The following is a 16,521-nucleotide window of genomic DNA, read 5'->3' as shown; positions in this document are numbered from 1 at the left end:
GCCCCCGCACAGTTCCTCATCGGGCCCGGAAGGGCTGTGTCGCGGCGCGCCCTCACTCGACCCTGCCCGCACCACGGGCGCGTAGCGAAGGGAGGACCGTGACCTTCGGATTCGCCCCGCCCACAGCCACTTCGACAGCGGCGTCCTCGGTTTCCGCAGACTCCGTCAACCGCCTTGCCCGGATGCTCGAACCGGCCGAGTGGGCCTCGGCGGGCATACCTCTGCTCCGCAGTCCCCGGGAAGTCGTCAGCGGGCTGCACTCCCGGCACCGGCCGGTGCCGGCCACCGCCGTGGTCGCGGTCCTCGATCATGAGGAACGGCTCACGGCCAGCGCCTCGTTCGCCCGCCGGACGACGGTGGCCGCGGACGGCTGGGAGTTCCGCAACGCCCTGCTGGCGCAGTTGCGGCGCGTCATCCCGCACGATCTGCGCCGCCGCACTCCGGTCCGTACGGCCGTTCTGCTGTACTGCCGCGACGGCGACGAACGGTGGACCGAGGAGGACGGCGCGTGGATGTGGGGCCTCCGGGACGCCTGCACCCTGCACGGGCTCCGCTGCGGTGCCTACATCACGCTCACCCGCGGGGGCTGGCAGGTGCTCGGGGAGGGAAGGGGCGGGCGACGGCCCAGTTCACTGTCGGAGCCCTCGTTGCTGGCCGACTCCGTCAGCGACCACCTGACCTCCCCGACCCGGTCGGGCGGCGGCGCGGCGGAGGCCCTGCGCCGGACCGCCGCCCGCTGAACGGACACCGATCCGGCAGGCGCCGGTCCGGGCAGGCAGGGGTCAGGCCCGGTGCACGGCCCGAAGACCGGCGGTGGTGCCTCCGGCCGCCCGTGCGGGCGGCCGGGGACACCGGTGGGGCGTGTTCGGACCGTGTTCAGACCCCGGCGCCGAGCGCGGAGTTGATCGTCTGCGGGTCGCCGCAGACGATCAGCAGCGCCGCGGCACGGTCGCGTGCGACGGGCAGCGTCCGGGCCGCCGCGGTCCGGTCGGCGTCGTTGACCGCGACGACGACCACGGGCCGGGAGCCCGCCTTCTGCGCGAAGGAGGCGTCGGCGAAGAAGACGTCGTCGCCCGCGTCGTGCTGGGCCCAGTACGCCGCTTCGCCGAAGGACAGCTCGTGGGCGGCCCACGGGTGCTGTTCGCCGGTGGTGAGCACCAGGATGTCGCCCGGTGCGCGACCGGACTCCAGCAGCAGGTCGACGGCCTCCTCGGCCGCGTCGAGTGCGCCCGCCGCCGGTGCCGGGATCAGCTGGATCTGCGGCGCGGAGCGATCCTCCGTCGGCGCCGGGCGGGTGGGTGCCGGTGCGGCGGGCGCCGCGGGGGCGGGGTGGGCGCGCTGCGCCGGGGGCGCGGGGCGCGCGGGGCCGGGGCCCGGGCGACCGGGACGCGGGGTGGCCGCGGAACGCGGGCCGGGTACGGGACGGGGGGTCGGCGCGGTGCGGCCGGCGGCCGGAGTGACGCGGGGACCCTGGGCGCTCTCGGGAATCTGAGGCTCCTCGAAGATCAGAGGCAGGAAAGTGGTCGGTGCGAACGCCGATGTCGTCGGCGTCGGTAAAAGGGGCGCGTGTGCGCGATCAGAATTCGAAGCCGAGCTGGCCCCCGCTTTCGAGTGCGGCCGCCTCGGCGGAAATACGGACCTTCTTCAGGTGCTGCCACCGGGGCAGCGCGTCCAGATACGCCCAGGAGAGCCGGTGATGGGCCGTGGGCCCCCGCTCCTCCAGAGCGGCCCGGTGCACCGGCGAGGGGTACCCCGCGTTGGCGTCGAAGGCGAAGCCGGAGCAGTCCTCGGACGCGGCGCCCAGCTCGGCCATCATCCCGTCGCGGTGCACCTTGGCGATCACCGAGGCCGCCGCGACCGCGATACAGGACTGGTCGCCCTTGATCACGGTGCGGACCTTCCAGGGGGCGCCCAGGTAGTCGTGCTTGCCGTCGAGGATCACCGCGTCGGGCCGCACCGGCAGTCCGTCCAGGGCCCGCACGGCGGCGAGCCGGAGGGCGGCGGTCATGCCGAGGTCGTCGATCTCCTGCGGCGAGGCCTCTCCCAGCGCGTAGGCGGTGACCCAGCTCCGGAGTACGGGGGCGAGTTCGGCACGCCGTCGGGGGGTCAACAGCTTGGAATCGGTGAGGCCTTCGGGCGGTCGGCGCAGTCCGGTGACCGCCGCGCACACGGTGACGGGTCCGGCCCACGCACCGCGTCCGACCTCATCGACACCGGCGACGGTCCTGGCACCGGTGGTAGCGCGAAGCGAGCGCTCGACGGTGTGCGTGGGTGGTTCGTACGGCATGGCGCCTGACAGCGTACGCCGAGTGCCACGGCAGCAACACCCCGGGGCGCCGGGCATACCGCGAATCAGTCGTCGGAGGCGGCTTCGAGACCTCGTGGCCCCGCCGAACCCATGGGGCTCGGCGGGGCCTTCGCCCCGGCGGGACGTGCTCAGTACGGGTCGTACCCGTCGTCGTCCGGCTGGTAGCCGTCGCGGGTTCCGCTCCGGCCCGCCCGGTAGCAGTCGCGGCCGTCGCCCTCGACCGGCCGCTTCTCCAGGATCTCCTTCGCCCGCGCCTCGCCCCAGCTGGTCGCGTACCAGGGGGTGTCGGCGTGGAGGACTTCGTTCTGGATGATCCGCAGCGCACAGGAGCGTTCCGGTTCGGGCAGTCGGTCCAGGGCAGGCACGGCGTCGGCGGAGAGGTCCTTGACGTAGTCGATGTCGATGGCGGTCGACGTGCTGTTCTCGAAGCGCTGGACGTTCTGTTCGGCGATCAGTCCGTCCGGCGAGAGCAGCCCGAAGGCCAGGACCCCGGCGGCCGCGCTCACCGCGATGGCGCGCGGAAGGAACCGGGCCCCGAAGACTCCGGCCGCCAGGATCAGGATCAGCACCACCCCGAGCCAGAGCTCCATCGCGGCCACGGATATCCGGAGCCTGGTCAGGCCGTACTCCTCGACGTACAGGTCCATGCGGCGCAGCGCGGAGGCGACGACGACGAGGGTGAGCGCACAGAGGGTGCCGAGGACGGCGCGCACCAGCGTCCGGTCCCGGCTGCCGCCGCGCGGCGCCCAGCGCAGGGCCAGGGCGATCACGAGGAGGGTGAGCAGGGTGGCCCACAGCAGTTGCCAGAAGCCCTGGCGGGCGTACTCGGCGTGATCGAGCCCGGTCTCCGCCCGCACCTTCTCGTAGCCCCCGAGGAGGACGACGAGCTGGAGGGTGATGAACGCGGCGAAGAGCAGGTTGAGCACCATCAGCGGAAGGGCCCACTCCGCCCGTCCCCGGGGTTTGCCGGGCCGTACGGTGAGACCGTCCCAGCGCACCGGGGCCGCGGCGGCGTACGCGGCGGCGAGCGCGCCCGCCAGTCCGAGGGCGAACAGGAAGATCCGCCACGGCCCCTCGCCGATCGAGGCGTCGGGCATCAGGCTGCCGAGCAGATCGGCGAACGCGGCGTCCGCACTGGCGAAGAGGGTTCCGAACACCACCAGCAGCACGAGCGCCACCGCCGTGGTCCGCAGGGCGGCGCCCCAGCGCGCCCGGGAGCCGTCGGCCCGCGCGCGGATCCCCCGTACGCCCCAGATGATGCCGGGCACGACCGAGTCGAACAGGCCCAGCGAGCCGACCAGCACGCCCAGCCAGCTGCGGCTGCCGTGCAGCGCCAGCGAGCCGAGCGCCAAGGCCGACACCACGGCGAGGAAGGTGGGCCAGCCCGCGTCCCGGAGCGCCGGTACCGCGAGCAGCGCGAGACCTCCCAGCGCCCAGGTCGCGGTCCAGGGCCGCAGCCTGCGACCCGCGGCCCGTGCGGCGAAGAACGCGGCCAGCGCGGCGGGCACCGCCACGATGAGAAGGTTCACCCCGATTCCGTCGCCCAGGAAGAGCGCGCTCAGGACGGCGGTGGCCAGGACCGACCAGAGCACTGCGGGGCGGATGAGGGGCGGAGCGGCGGGGCGGAGCCGGGCCGTCACACCGTCGTCCTTGGCGCCGGGCGCCCCTGCGGCGTGCTGCCAGGGGCCGCCGGGCTTACCGGCACCGGCGGCGGCCCGCGCACCGGTGGCCTGGGAGCGGGCCGGCTGCGGCTTGTCCGCGGACGGTGTGGCGGTGACCTCGGCGGGCTTGGCCGCCTCCGAGGCCGCCGGCGGATCCGGCTGCTCCGGTGGCCGGGGCGTACCGGCCTCCTCGGACTTCTCCGGCGGTCTGGACGGTTCGGACGGCTGATCGGACATGGGACCCCTCCCCGACCGGGTCCACGCGCGGCCCGGGGCCGTCCGCCTGTCCCGGCGTCTCATTCGGCGCACGCCCTCAAGATCAACCAGGGGCGGCGTGGCCGAAAGAGTAATCCCGAACTCGCGTTCGCAGGCGCTTCACCGACACGCCGAGGGCTCCTGTGGCAGGACCGTGACAGAGGACGGCGCGAACGGTGTCAGCCCGGAACCGGGATCGGTGCGGCGGCCGGGATCAGCTCAGGAACCGGCATCAGCGCAGGGCCCGGGTCAGCGCAGCGACGGGGTCATCCACGCCGGCGGTTCCTCCGTCTGTGCCAGCCAGTCGGCAGGCGGTGCTCCGGCCTCGCCCGAGGCGACGACACCGCCGACGATGGCGCACGTCGTGTCGACGTCGCCGCCGGCCTGGGCCGTGACCCAGAACGCCTCCTCGTAGTTCCCGAGGCTCCGGGCCGCCGACCAGAGCGCGAACGGCACGGTGTCGTGTGCGCTGGTCCGGCGGCCGTTGCCGAGGACCGCGGCGACCGTCCCGGCGTCCCGGTAGTCCAGCATGTCGCGGGCCCGGCGCAGCCCCGCGCCGACGGCACTGCGCGGCACGAGCGCGATGACGCCGTCGAGGAGGTCCTCGGGGCTCGGCGGCCCGCCGGGGGCGGCGGCGAGCGAGGCGGCGGCGGCCACGGCCATCGCGCCGACGACGGCCTCGCGGTGCTGGTGCGTGGTGTACGAGGAGATCTCCGCCTGGTGCGTGGCCTGCTCGGGATCGTCCGCGTACCAGGCGCCGAGCGGGGCGATGCGCATCGCCGAACCGTTCCCCCAGGAGCCCTGGCCGTTGAAGAGCGCCGAGGACAGTTCCCGCCAGTCGCCGCCCTCCCGTACGAGCCTGAGGAGCCGGTTGACGGCGGGGCCGTAGCCCCGGTCGAAGTCGTGGCGTTCGGCGAAGGAGCGGGCGAGCGCGTCCTGGTCGATGCGGCCGTGCTCGGTGAGCACGGCCAGGACCGAGCAGGCCATCTCGGTGTCGTCGGTCCACTGCCAGGGCCCGGGCGGCAGGGCGCGCTGTTTGAGGAGGGGGTAGTTGACGGGGACGAAGAACTGGGAGCCCAGGGCGTCTCCCACGGACAGCCCACGCAGGCTGGCCAGGGCGCGTTCGAAGCGCCGCGCGGAAACAGAATCAGCGGTCATCGCACAGCCACTCTATCCGGTGCGGCCGTACGGCTCAGGGGTTCGCCAGCGTTGAAAGGGCCGGTCGAGCGTGTAGCGGCCGTTCTCGCCGAGCAGCAGGGTCCGCGTCTCGCCGTTGCCCGGGTTGGACAGCGACTCGAACTCCGCGACCGACCAGTGGAACCAGCGCATGCAGAACAGCCGCATCGTCAGTCCGTGGGTGACCAGCAGGACGTTCTCCGGGTGGTCCGGCTCCTCGAAGCTGCGGTGCAGGCTCTCCAGGAACGCCCCGACCCGGTCGTAGACGTCGGCGCCGGACTCGCCCTGGGCGAAACGGTAGAAGAAGTGCCCGTAGGCGTCCCGGTAGGCCTTCTGCTGCCGTACGTCGTCCCGGTCCTGCCAGTTGCCCCAGTCCTGCTCGCGCAGCCGGGGCTCCTCGCGGACCCGGACGCGTGCCGGGTCCAGGCCGAAGGACCGGAACGTCTCGTGGGTACGGCGGTACGGCGAGATGTAGACGCTCACCCGCTCCTCGCCGAACTGCTCCCGCAGCTCCTCCCCGGCCGCCCGGGCCTGCCGCAGACCCGTGTCGGTGAGCCGGAGCGCGTGGTCGGGCTCCCGCTCGTACACCGTGTCGTCGGCGTTGCCCTCGGACTCGCCGTGCCGGACGAGGACTATGCGCTGCGGTCGTGCCATGTCCCGAGCCTAGATCGGATCGGAGCCGCACGACCGGCCGGGGCGGCCGGAGGGGGCCGCGCGGGTCGCCCGGTCCGGGAGGGGCCGGGCCGCCCGGGTCACACCGTCCAGGACGGTTCCAGGTCCACGACGTCGCCCGTCAGCTCGATCACGTCCGTCTCGGTCTGCGCGCGGGCCGCCAGCCGCTCGGCCCCCGCCGTGCGGTACTTGCCGCGCTCGGCGCTCGACTTCCACAGGGACAGCGCCAGGAACTCGTTGCCGGGCGCCTCGCCGAACACACCACGCACCATGCCGGGCGATCCGGCCATGGCGGGATTCCACACCTGCTTCTGCATCAGCACGAAGTGCTCCGCGCGCTCCTCGTGCACCCGGCTGTGCGCGACCCTGACGACGTCCGCCTCCGCGAAGTGGGGTTCGAAGCCCGTCTTCACGTCGAAGCGGCGCTCGAAGAGGGTGACCTGCATATCCCGGAACATGCCCGACTGCCCGGCTGCCAGCCGGTCGTGTCCGCGGGCCATGAAGGAGTCGTAGAAGACGCGGTTCTCCCAGAAGGCGAAGACATGGGCGACGTCGGGGCGCGTTCGGCTCCACCCACCGCTCTGTCCTATGAACCCCGGCTCGCCGAGCAGCCCCGCCCACTTCCGCTGTCCCCGTTCGAAACCATGACGGTCCACCACGGAGCAGCGAATCCACTTCACCAGCACCGCGCCATCGTACGGCGCGGAACGTGGCGCCGGTCACGGTCCCGGTGGGTGGCCCGAATCCGCCGTCCGGTTCCGGGGCAGTTGGTTCGGCGGCCGGTTCCGTACATGATCGGGTCAGTCGTGTATCGGGCGAAGAGAACGGTCCGTGGGCCGTAGGCCGGGAGGGGAGTTTCTTGAGCACTCCGAACAAGGACATCGAGAAGGTCGAAGTGCGGGTCAAATGGGACCCCAGCCCGCACGGGGCGCCGGCCAACGACCTCGACATCATCGCGGCGACCTACGCGGCCGACGATCCGTACGGCGCCCCCGCCTATCTGGTCCACTTCGACAGCCGCTCCCCGGACGGCACCATCACGCTGAACCGGGACAGCCGGACCGGCCAGGGCTTCGGCTTCGACGAGGTCATGACCATCGAGCTGAACCGGCTCGCGGATCGGTACGGGCGGGTGGTGGTCGGCGTCGCCATCCAGCAGCGCGAGGGTCACAAGACCTTCGGCGCCATAGGGAGTACGGCGATGGAGATCGTCGAGGGCTACACGAAGCTGGCGGAGAACGACTTCTCCGACGTGGCGTGGGCGACCGCGGCGGTGGTCGGGGAATTCACCCGGGACGGCTCGGGCCCCTGGGGTTTCCGGTCGGCCGTACGCGGTTACGACGGCGACCCCGACGCGTTCGCGGCCGCGATGGGAAGCCGGGCCGCCGAGGGCTGACAGCGGTCAGTTCCGGACAACCCGGGACGGCATGCCGAAGGGGACCGGCCGGTGGCCGGTCCCCTTCGTGCACCCGCAGGTCAGCCGGACCCTACGCGGTGCCGCTCACGCTTCCGCGGCCGGTCAGCTGCAGCCGCTCGTGGAGCCGCAGCCCTCGCAGATGTAGCAGGAGCCGGCGCGCTGCATCTTCGTACCGCAGGAGAAGCAGAGCGGGGCGTCGGCGCTGATGCCGAGCTGCATCTCGACCAGTTCGGCCGAGGTGTGCGCCGTCCTCGGCGCGGGCTTCGCGGCGGACTCCTGGGGAGCCGCCACCACCTTCAGGGGCTCGGCGTGGACCGGGGCCGACTGGGCCAGGCTGTCCGCGTCCAGGCCGTCCGCCTCGAACGACGGCTCGTAGCTGCCGGTGTCCAGGTGGCGCTGACGCTCCTCGGCGGAGTGGATGCCGAGGGCCGAGCGGGTCTCGAACGGCAGGAAGTCGAGCGCCAGGCGACGGAAGATGTAGTCGACGATCGACTGTGCCATCCGCACGTCCGGGTCGTCCGTCATACCGGCCGGCTCGAAGCGCATGTTGGTGAACTTCGAGACGTACGTCTCCAGCGGGACGCCGTACTGCAGACCGACCGAGACGGCGATGGAGAAGGCGTCCATCATGCCCGCCAGGGTCGAGCCCTGCTTGGACATCTTCAGGAAGACCTCGCCGAGACCGTCGTCCGGGTAGGAGTTGGCGGTCATGTAGCCCTCGGCGCCGCCCACCGTGAAGGAGGTGGTGATGCCGGGACGGCCCTTGGGGAGGCGCTTGCGGACCGGGCGGTACTCGACGACCTTCTCGACCGCCTCGCGGATGGTCTCCTCGGCCTTCGCGGTGACCTCTTCCTTCTCCTTGTCCTTGGTCTTGGCGGAGAGGGGCTGGCCGACCTTGCAGTTGTCGCGGTAGATCGCGAGCGCCTTGACGCCCATCTTCCACGCCTCGAAGTAGACCTCCTCGACGTCCTCGACGGTGGCCGTCTCGGGGAGGTTCACCGTCTTGGAGAGCGCGCCGGAGATCCACGGCTGGATGGCCGCCATCATCCGGACGTGGCCCATCGCGGAGATGGAGCGCTCGCCCATCGCGCAGTCGAAGACCTCGTAGTGCTCGGTCTTCAGGCCCGGGGCGTCGACCACGTTGCCGTGCTCGGCGATGTGGGCGACGATCGCCTCGATCTGCTCCGGCTGGTAGCCGAGACGGCGCAGCGCCTGCGGCACCGTGCCGTTGACGATCTGCATCGAGCCGCCGCCGACCAGCTTCTTGAACTTGACCAGGGCGAGGTCGGGCTCCAGACCGGTGGTGTCGCAGGACATCGCGAGACCGATGGTGCCGGTGGGCGCGATGACCGAGGCCTGCGCGTTACGGAAACCGTTCTTCGCGCCGAGCCGGATCACGTCCTGCCAGGCCTCCGTCGCGGCGGCCCAGACCGGCGAGTCGAGGTCGTCGACGTGGACGGCCTTGGCGTTGGCGTCGGAGTGCTGCTTCATGACGCGCTGGTGCGGCTCGGCATTGCGGGCGTAGCCGTCGTACGGGCCGACGACCGCGGCCAGTTCGGCGGAGCGGCGGTAGGAGGTGCCGGTCATCAGCGAGGTGATGGCGCCGGCGAGCGCGCGGCCGCCGTCGCTGTCGTACGCGTGACCGGTCGCCATCAGCAGGGCGCCGAGGTTGGCGTAGCCGATGCCGAGCTGGCGGAAGGCGCGGGTGTTCTCGCCGATCTTCTGCGTGGGGAAGTCCGCGAAGCAGATCGAGATGTCCATCGCGGTGATGACCAGCTCGACGACCTTGGCGAAGCGCTCGGACTCGAAGGACTGGTTGCCCAGGCCGTCGTCCTTGAGGAACTTCATCAGGTTCAGCGAGGCGAGGTTGCACGAGGTGTTGTCCAGGTGCATGTACTCGCTGCACGGGTTCGAGCCGTTGATCCGGCCGGACTCCGGGCAGGTGTGCCAGGCGTTGATGGTGTCGTCGTACTGGATGCCCGGGTCGGCGCACGCCCAGGCGGCCTCGGCCATCTTGCGGAAGAGGGACTTGGCCTCGACCTCTTCGATGACGTCGCCGGTCATCCGGGCGCGCAGCCCGAACTTGCCGCCGGACTCGACGGCCTTCATGAACTCGTCGTTCACGCGGACCGAGTTGTTGGCGTTCTGGTACTGGACGGACGTGATGTCGTCGCCGCCCAGGTCCATGTCGAAGCCCGCGTCGCGCAGGGCGCGGATCTTCTCCTCCTCCTTGACCTTGGTCTCGATGAAGTTCTCGATGTCGGGGTGGTCGACGTCGAGAATGACCATCTTGGCCGCGCGGCGGGTGGCACCGCCCGACTTGATCGTTCCGGCGGACGCGTCGGCGCCGCGCATGAACGAGACCGGTCCCGAGGCGTTGCCGCCGGAGGAGAGGAGCTCCTTGGAGGAGCGGATGCGGGAGAGGTTCAGGCCGGCGCCGGAGCCGCCCTTGAAGATCATGCCCTCTTCCTTGTACCAGTCGAGGATCGACTCCATGGAGTCGTCGACGGCCAGGATGAAGCAGGCGGAGACCTGCTGCGGCTGGGGCGTGCCGACGTTGAACCAGACCGGGGAGTTGAAGCTGAAGACCTGGTGCAGGAGGGCGTAGGCCAGCTCGTGCTCGAAGATCTCGGCGTCCGCGGGAGAGGCGAAGTAGCTGTTCTCCTCACCGGCCTTGCGGTACGTCTTCACGATCCGGTCGATCAGCTGCTTGAGACCGGTCTCGCGCTGCGGCGTGCCGACAGCTCCGCGGAAGTACTTGCTGGTGACGATGTTGACCGCGTTCACCGACCAGAAGTCGGGGAACTCGACGCCACGCTGCTCGAAGTTGATCGAGCCGTCGCGCCAGTTGGTCATGACGACGTCACGGCGCTCCCACGCCACCTCGTCGTACGGGTGCACGCCGGGGTTGGTGTGGATGCGCTCGATACGCAGACCCTTGCTCGCCTTGGCGCCCTTGGTGCGGGAACCTCGTGCCGGGCCGCTCGCCGTCTCTGTCATGCCGCCTCCCATATGTGGGCGAAAACGCCCTGAAGTGCCCAGATCTTCCCAGGCACAATGTGTGTCCGTTGCCCCGGAAGCCGCACTCGGCAGCCGGAAGCACTCTCATGTCGCCCTGCCGCCGGTCCACAGAGATACGTCTGCGGGCACGGGCGTCCCGGGCGGGTACCGCTCTCAGTCGGCGGCAATGGCGGGCGCGGGGACCTCAAGGGTCTCGCCGCTCCCGCAGTCCTCGGTGGAAGGCCGCTGCTCACGCAGTTCCACGATGGCGGCCTCGAAGTCTTCCAGGGAATCGAACGCCCGGTACACGGACGCGAAGCGCAGGTACGCGACGAGGTCGAGTTCCTGCAGGGGGCCGAGGATGGCCAGGCCCACGTCGTGGGTGGTCAGCTCGGCGCTGCCGGTGGCGCGCACCGCCTCCTCGACCCGCTGGCCGAGCTTGGCGAGGGCGTCCTCCGTGACGGGTCGCCCCTGGCAGGCCTTGCGGACGCCGGAGATGACCTTGGTGCGGCTGAAGGGTTCGGTCACGCCGCTGCGCTTGACCACCATCAGCGAGCAGGTCTCCACCGTGGTGAAACGGCGGGAACAGTCGGGGCACTGCCGACGGCGACGGATCGACGTCCCGTCGTCGGTGGTGCGACTGTCGACGACCCTGCTGTCGGGGTGCCTGCAGAAGGGGCAGTGCATGGCTCCCAACCCTCCTTCACACGCACGACTGAATAGCCTCTTCAGGGCCGTGTTCGGGCCCCTGGAAGCAGTCCCCAGCATAGGCGATGACCACGGCGCGGTTGAACCGAGACCACAACTTCTGGGTGACTGGAGCAATCCAACCACTAGATCTAGGGTTGAGTCGCGTTTTGGGCCCTATCGCGTGTCGCGCGCCGGACCTCTCGCCGAGGCCGCCCGGGGGACGCGTGGGCCAGGGAAGAGGGTACGGGAAACACGGGGCCGCCGAGCCGCCGGGGCTCCGGCGCACAGGTCCGGATGAAAGACTCGGCCCGGGAACGCGACCGCGCCTCCGCGGAGGCCGTGCGCGGCCCCCGAACTACCGCTCATACACCTGTCGGTAGCACCGCGGCACCCCTTTATTCGTTTTTCACTCGAACGTGTGTTTGGCGCAACCTTTCGAAAGCTACTACCGTTGTCCAGCTAGGGAGAACATTCGAGAGGGGCCGACGTGACCACCACCGCAGACAGTGCCACCATCACCGCCCGGGACCACCGCTCCCAGAGCCGACTTGAGCCGGTGCATGCCATGAATGACTCAGTCACGAACACGGATGGGCCCGAGCCCGCACGCCCGGGACGATCCATGCCCGGCAGGCCTCCCGGCATCCGGGCGGACAGCTCGGGGCTCACCGACCGGCAGCGGCGGGTCATCGAGGTCATCCGGGACTCCGTGCAGCGGCGAGGGTACCCGCCCTCCATGCGGGAGATCGGTCAGGCGGTGGGTCTGTCCAGCACCTCGTCCGTCGCCCATCAGCTGATGGCGCTGGAGCGCAAGGGATTCCTGCGCCGGGACCCGCACCGGCCCCGGGCCTACGAGGTGCGCGGCTCCGACCAGCCCAGCACCCAGCCGACCGACACCACGGGCAAGCCCGCCGCGTCCTATGTGCCGCTGGTGGGCCGGATCGCCGCCGGTGGCCCGATCCTGGCGGAGGAGTCCGTCGAGGACGTCTTCCCGCTCCCCCGCCAGCTCGTCGGCGACGGTGAGCTGTTCGTTCTGAAGGTCGTCGGCGACTCGATGATCGAGGCCGCGATCTGTGACGGCGACTGGGTCACCGTCCGCCGCCAGCCCGTCGCGGAGAACGGGGACATCGTCGCCGCCATGCTCGACGGCGAGGCGACGGTCAAGCGCTTCCGCCGGGAGGACGGTCACGTATGGCTGCTCCCTCACAACGCCGCGTACCAGCCGATCCCCGGCGACGAGGCGACCATCCTGGGCAAGGTGGTGGCGGTGCTGCGCCGCGTCTGAGGAGACGGAAGCATCGGTCACGGCTCGTCCGGCCCCGGGATCTCTGCCTAGGACGTCGATCATGACGTCGGTCCCGGGGCTTTGCCTTGCCCCGGGCACCCATCCGTCTACGCGTCGTCCGCCTTGGCCTTGGCGTCGATGGCGGCCAGTGAGCGGCGCGCCTGGTTCCGGTCCGTGGTGTACCAGAAGTCCGGCAGCGAGGCGCGCAGATAGCTTCCGTACCGCGCGTTGGCGAGCCTCGGGTCCAGCACGGCGACGACACCCTTGTCGCCCGTGGCCCGGACCAGTCGGCCCGCGCCCTGGGCCATCAGCAGAGCGGCGTGCGTCGCCGCCACCGCCATGAAGCCGTTGCCGCCGGCCTCCTCGACCGCCTTTTGCCGGGCGCTCATCAGCGGATCGTCGGGCCGGGGGAAGGGAATCCGGTCCATCACCACCAGCTGACAGCTCGGCCCAGGGACGTCGACGCCCTGCCAGAGCGACAGGGTGCCGAAGAGGCAGGTCTCCGGGTCGGCCGCGAAGTTCTTGATCAGCTCGCCGAGCGTCTCCTCGCCCTGGAGCAGGATCGGCTTGTCCAGGCGTCCTCGCAGCTCCTCGGCCGCCGCCTTCGCTCCCCGCATCGAGGAGAAGAGCCCCAGCGTGCGGCCGCCGGCCGCCTCCACCAGCTCGGCGAGCTCGTCCAGCATGTCCGTACGCGAGCCCTCGCGCCCCGGGGTGTTGAGGTGCCGGGCGACATAGAGGATGCCCTGCTTCGGATAGTCGAACGGGGAGCCGACGTCCAGCCCCTTCCACTGCGGGACGTCCTCGCCCGCCGTGCCCTCGGGGGCCAGCCCGAGGGACGCGCCCACGCCGTTGAAGTCCCCGCCGAGCTTGAGGGTGGCCGAGGTCAGCACCACGGACCGCTCGGCGAAGAGCTTCTCGCGCAGCAGCCCGGAGACGGAGAGCGGGGCGACCCGGACGGAGGCTCCGAACCGGTCGTGCTGCTCGTACCAGACGACGTCGTACTCGGAGCCCTGGGTGATGCGCTCGGCGACGCCGTGGATCGACTCGACCGAGGCCAGGGCCTGCTTGCGGACGGCGTTCTCGTCCTCGACCGACTTGTCCCGGGTGGCGCCGATCGCGGAGATCACCGTGCGCGCCGCGTCGCGCAGCGCCATCAGCGCGTACCCGAGGTCCTCGGGCACCTCTTCGAGCCGGCCGGGCAGCGCCAGCTCCATGACCCGCTCGAAGCCCTCCGCCGCGGTCTGGAGGGCGTCGGCGGCCTTCTCGTTGACCAGCTTCGCCGCCCGCCGGACCGCGCGGTTGACCTGGGCGGGGGTGAGCTCGCCGGTGGCGACGCCGGTGACCCGGGAGACCAGCTCATGGGCCTCGTCGACGATCAGCACCTCGTGCGAGGGCAGCACCGGCGCGCCCTCGATGGCGTCGATCGCGAGCAGCGCGTGGTTGGTGACGACCACGTCCGCGAGCTTCGCGCGCTCGCGGGCCGCCTCGGCGAAGCACTCCGCGCCGTACGCGCACTTCGTCGCGCCCAGGCACTCGCGCGAGGAGACCGAGATCTGCGCCCAGGCCCGGTCCGAGACGCCGGGGGTCAGATCGTCCCGGTCGCCCGTCTCCGTCTCGTCCGACCAGTCCCGCAGCCGCAGCAGGTCCTGCCCCAGCTTGCTGGACGGTGCCGCGGCCTCGAACTGGTCGAAGAGCCCCTCCTCCTCGTCCTGCGGAACCCCTTCGTGGAGCCGGTGCAGACAGAGGTAGTTCGACCGGCCCTTGAGCATGGCGAACTGCGGGCGCCGGCGCAGCAGCGGATGCAGCGACTCGACCGTACGCGGAAGATCGCGCTCCACGAGCTGGCGCTGGAGGGCGAGGGTGGCCGTGGCCACGACGACCCGTTCCCCGTGCGCCAGGGCCGGCACCAGATAGCCGAGCGACTTGCCCGTACCGGTGCCGGCCTGGACGAGCAGATGGGATTGGTCGTCGACGGCCTCGGCGACGGCTTCGGCCATGGTGACCTGGCCGGGCCGTTCCGTACCGCCGACGGCGGTGACGGCGGCGTGCAGGAGCGCGGGGAGGGATGGCTTCGTCATAGCCCGACCACCCTACGGCGCACCACTGACAACGGCGGTCACTCCCGGATCCGGGCGGAGGGATGCAACGGGTTGGGGACCGTGCCGTGGATCGCCGCGTGCGGGCGGCTGGCCCGGTCCCGATAGCCGTCGACATGCAGGCGGTTACGGTTCAGACAGAGGCGTTCGATCTCCGGTGTGAGCATGTCGAACAGCTCGAACCGCTCCTTCAGCTCCGGGAAGCGCCCGTGGTGGCGCACGATCTCCGCCCGGACGAGTGACCAGAAGGTGTCCTCGGAGACGCCGAGCTGCTCCTCGCACAGGGGGGACAGATAGCGGAAGACGCCCACGAAGAGTCCGGAGTGGATGAACTGGGTGAGGAAGGACGGCTCCTCGGTGAGAAGGACGGCGCGCACCTCCTCGGGCATGGCGTCGTGCTCCGGCAGCGGGTGGGCGCTGATGTTGACGTCGTCGACGAAGTCCTTGATCGCGAGCCGTACGGGCACGTCGTTCTCGTCGAACACGACGATGGCGTTCTCGCCGTGCGGGGAGAAGACGGTGCCGTAGCGGTAGAGGAAGTGCAGCAGGGGCGGCAGGAGCGCGGCGAAGAGCCGCTTCAGCCAGGTCTCCGGGGAGAGACCGGAACGCTCGGCCAGCTCGGCGGTGAACGCGCGGCCCGCCGGGTCCGTATGAAGGAGCGAGGCGAGCGTGCGGGCGCGTTCGCCCGGGGCGAGGCGGGGCGGCAGGGGCTCCCGCCAGATCGCGCCGAGAAGTTCCTTGTACTGGTAGGGCGCTTCGGGGAGGTGGTCGTACAGCGGATGTTCCACGGCGACGGAGGCGACCTCGCCGAGGAGGACGACCCGGCAGGTGTCGCGCAGGAACGGGTCGCCCTCGCACAGCCCCTGGACCCAGGCGGTGACCGCGGGCGCGGCGAGGGTCCGCTCGGTCGGCAGACCGCGCCAGACCAGGGTGTTGAGGATGGAGAGCGGGAGCTTCACGGTATGCCGCTCGGGCCGTTCCACGTTGGCGAAGGTGCGGATGGACTGCTGCGGAAGGCGGGCGTCGCCGTCGGTGTGCAGGGCCACGATGTCGCCGTCGGCGATGGCCGGGGCGAAGAGCGGCACGATCCACTCGTCCCACTGCCAGGGGTGCACGGGGAGGTAGAGGTAGTCCCGCGGGTCGTGTCCCCGGCTCCGCAGCTCTTCGGCGAAGGCGTCCTGGACGTCCCGGTCGAGCTCACCGGCGTACAGCCGGCCGGGGGTGGTGAGGCGGCCGACGCCCCGGTACTGCGCGATGCGGGTGCTGACCGCGATCCACGGCAGCCGGAGCGGGCTGCGGGTCTCGGGGGTGAAGCGGGCGGCGTCGGCGGCTGAGAAGCCGAGCCGGCCCTTGCTCGCCACCAGCCAGGGGTGGCCGGTCTGGTGGCCCTCCAGCTCCGCGTAGTCCAGGGCGGCGAGCCGGTCCGCGGTGAGCGCGGTGTGGTCGAGCCGGGCATCGGCGGACAGGGTCCGGGTCAGCTCGCGGATGAGGTGGCCGAGCGTCGTGCCGTCGAGCCCGAGGAGCTCGCGGGCCCGGGCGAGGAACGTCAGCGGGTCGCGGAACGGCCGGGGTCCGGTGGCGGTGGCGGAGCCGTTGGACAGTGCGTCGACTGATCCGGTGGTGGCCGGGGTGCCGTTGGACGGTGCGTCGGTGGGCGCGGCGGCCGGGGGCCGCGCGGTGATCTCGATCGAGTCGGGGTCGACGCGCCAGCTGCCGTAGACACCGCGCCGGGCGGCGAAGGCGAGCACGCCCCCGTCGTCGAGGGTCAGCCGGTGGAGCCCGTCGGTCCCGGGCCCCGGGACCGGCTCGATGATCTTCTCGTAGGCGAACTCGCCGAGCATCTTGGCGAGGAGCCGTGCTGCGGCCCGGTCCCAGATCTGTCGGTCCAGCTCCGGAGGGCTGAACAGCTGCGGGGACTCGGCTGAATCACGGCTCGCGGGATATGTCGGCACGGGGACTCC

Annotated in this window: 13 protein-coding genes; 3 read left to right on the top strand and 10 right to left on the bottom strand. The window is 71.3% G+C overall.

Annotation, left to right across the window (positions count from 1 at the left end; all coding sequences use genetic code 11):
• Window positions 1-98: 98 nt before the first annotated feature.
• On the top strand, window positions 99-740 hold the full coding sequence (locus KV381_RS28525; RefSeq protein ID WP_030080107.1) for a hypothetical protein: 642 nt from the start codon (window positions 99-101) through the stop codon (window positions 738-740).
• A gap of 136 nt (window positions 741-876) precedes the next feature.
• Here the strand turns inward: KV381_RS28525 and KV381_RS28520 are convergent, their stop codons facing one another.
• From KV381_RS28520 to KV381_RS28495, 6 genes are all read right to left on the bottom strand, one after another.
• Window positions 877-1,515, bottom strand: coding sequence for a hypothetical protein (locus KV381_RS28520; protein WP_218787314.1), 639 nt, complete (start codon window positions 1,513-1,515; stop codon window positions 877-879).
• Window positions 1,516-1,576: 61 nt separating this feature from the next.
• Entirely contained in the window at window positions 1,577-2,287 is a 711-nt protein-coding gene (locus KV381_RS28515; protein ID WP_030080111.1) for a ribonuclease HII, read from the bottom strand.
• Window positions 2,288-2,436: 149 nt separating this feature from the next.
• Window positions 2,437-4,206 carry a DUF4153 domain-containing protein gene (locus tag KV381_RS28510; RefSeq protein ID WP_218786666.1) on the bottom strand — a complete coding sequence of 590 codons (1,770 nt, stop codon included), beginning with the start codon at window positions 4,204-4,206 and terminating at the stop codon, window positions 2,437-2,439.
• A 267-nt stretch (window positions 4,207-4,473) separates the two neighbouring features.
• Complete coding sequence (locus tag KV381_RS28505; RefSeq protein WP_030080115.1) at window positions 4,474-5,382, bottom strand: ADP-ribosylglycohydrolase family protein; 909 nt, start codon at window positions 5,380-5,382, stop codon at window positions 4,474-4,476.
• Between the two features lie 12 nt (window positions 5,383-5,394).
• The gene (locus KV381_RS28500; protein ID WP_030080117.1) at window positions 5,395-6,054 is read right to left on the bottom strand and encodes a histidine phosphatase family protein; all 660 of its coding nucleotides are present in this window, start codon (window positions 6,052-6,054) and stop codon (window positions 5,395-5,397) included.
• 98 nt (window positions 6,055-6,152) lie between these two features.
• A complete protein-coding gene (locus tag KV381_RS28495) occupies window positions 6,153-6,758 on the bottom strand; it encodes a YdbC family protein (protein ID WP_218786665.1) in 606 nt (201 codons plus the stop codon).
• Window positions 6,759-6,931: 173 nt separating this feature from the next.
• On the opposite strand from KV381_RS28495, the gene KV381_RS28490 reads away from it, so the two are divergent.
• On the top strand, window positions 6,932-7,468 hold the full coding sequence (locus tag KV381_RS28490) for a TerD family protein (protein ID WP_030633343.1): 537 nt from the start codon (window positions 6,932-6,934) through the stop codon (window positions 7,466-7,468).
• 123 nt (window positions 7,469-7,591) lie between these two features.
• Here KV381_RS28490 and KV381_RS28485 read toward each other — a convergent pair whose 3' ends face one another.
• Both KV381_RS28485 and nrdR read right to left on the bottom strand, forming a co-directional pair.
• Window positions 7,592-10,489: a vitamin B12-dependent ribonucleotide reductase gene (locus KV381_RS28485; RefSeq protein WP_030080122.1), complete on the bottom strand. Its 2,898-nt coding sequence runs from the start codon at window positions 10,487-10,489 to the stop codon at window positions 7,592-7,594.
• A 174-nt stretch (window positions 10,490-10,663) separates the two neighbouring features.
• Window positions 10,664-11,176, bottom strand: a complete 513-nt coding sequence (nrdR, locus tag KV381_RS28480) for a transcriptional regulator NrdR (protein ID WP_030633345.1) — start codon at window positions 11,174-11,176, stop codon at window positions 10,664-10,666.
• A 490-nt stretch (window positions 11,177-11,666) separates the two neighbouring features.
• On the opposite strand from nrdR, the gene lexA reads away from it, so the two are divergent.
• Complete coding sequence (gene lexA, locus KV381_RS28475) at window positions 11,667-12,464, top strand: transcriptional repressor LexA (protein ID WP_010072358.1); 798 nt, start codon at window positions 11,667-11,669, stop codon at window positions 12,462-12,464.
• Between the two features lie 107 nt (window positions 12,465-12,571).
• Here the strand turns inward: lexA and KV381_RS28470 are convergent, their stop codons facing one another.
• Both KV381_RS28470 and KV381_RS28465 read right to left on the bottom strand, forming a co-directional pair.
• A complete protein-coding gene (locus tag KV381_RS28470; RefSeq protein WP_030633348.1) occupies window positions 12,572-14,542 on the bottom strand; it encodes an ATP-dependent DNA helicase in 1,971 nt (656 codons plus the stop codon).
• A 38-nt stretch (window positions 14,543-14,580) separates the two neighbouring features.
• Window positions 14,581-16,512 carry an IucA/IucC family siderophore biosynthesis protein gene (locus tag KV381_RS28465; RefSeq protein WP_030080129.1) on the bottom strand — a complete coding sequence of 644 codons (1,932 nt, stop codon included), beginning with the start codon at window positions 16,510-16,512 and terminating at the stop codon, window positions 14,581-14,583.
• Window positions 16,513-16,521 lie beyond the last annotated feature (9 nt).

The sequence above is a fragment of the Streptomyces sp. WY228 genome (assembly GCF_019287315.1).
Lineage (GTDB): Bacteria > Actinomycetota > Actinomycetes > Streptomycetales > Streptomycetaceae > Streptomyces > Streptomyces caviscabies.
This window is presented reverse-complemented; position numbering and strand designations above follow the sequence as displayed.

Coding starts and splice junctions, on each gene's coding strand:
- KV381_RS28515 (WP_030080111.1), bottom strand. CDS start 2,287: ATGCCGTACGAACCACCCACGCACACCGTCGAGCGCTCGCTTCGCGCT.
- KV381_RS28510 (WP_218786666.1), bottom strand. CDS start 4,206: ATGTCCGATCAGCCGTCCGAACCGTCCAGACCGCCGGAGAAGTCCGAG.
- KV381_RS28505 (WP_030080115.1), bottom strand. CDS start 5,382: ATGACCGCTGATTCTGTTTCCGCGCGGCGCTTCGAACGCGCCCTGGCC.
- KV381_RS28500 (WP_030080117.1), bottom strand. CDS start 6,054: ATGGCACGACCGCAGCGCATAGTCCTCGTCCGGCACGGCGAGTCCGAG.
- KV381_RS28485 (WP_030080122.1), bottom strand. CDS start 10,489: ATGACAGAGACGGCGAGCGGCCCGGCACGAGGTTCCCGCACCAAGGGC.
- nrdR (WP_030633345.1), bottom strand. CDS start 11,176: ATGCACTGCCCCTTCTGCAGGCACCCCGACAGCAGGGTCGTCGACAGT.
- KV381_RS28470 (WP_030633348.1), bottom strand. CDS start 14,542: ATGACGAAGCCATCCCTCCCCGCGCTCCTGCACGCCGCCGTCACCGCC.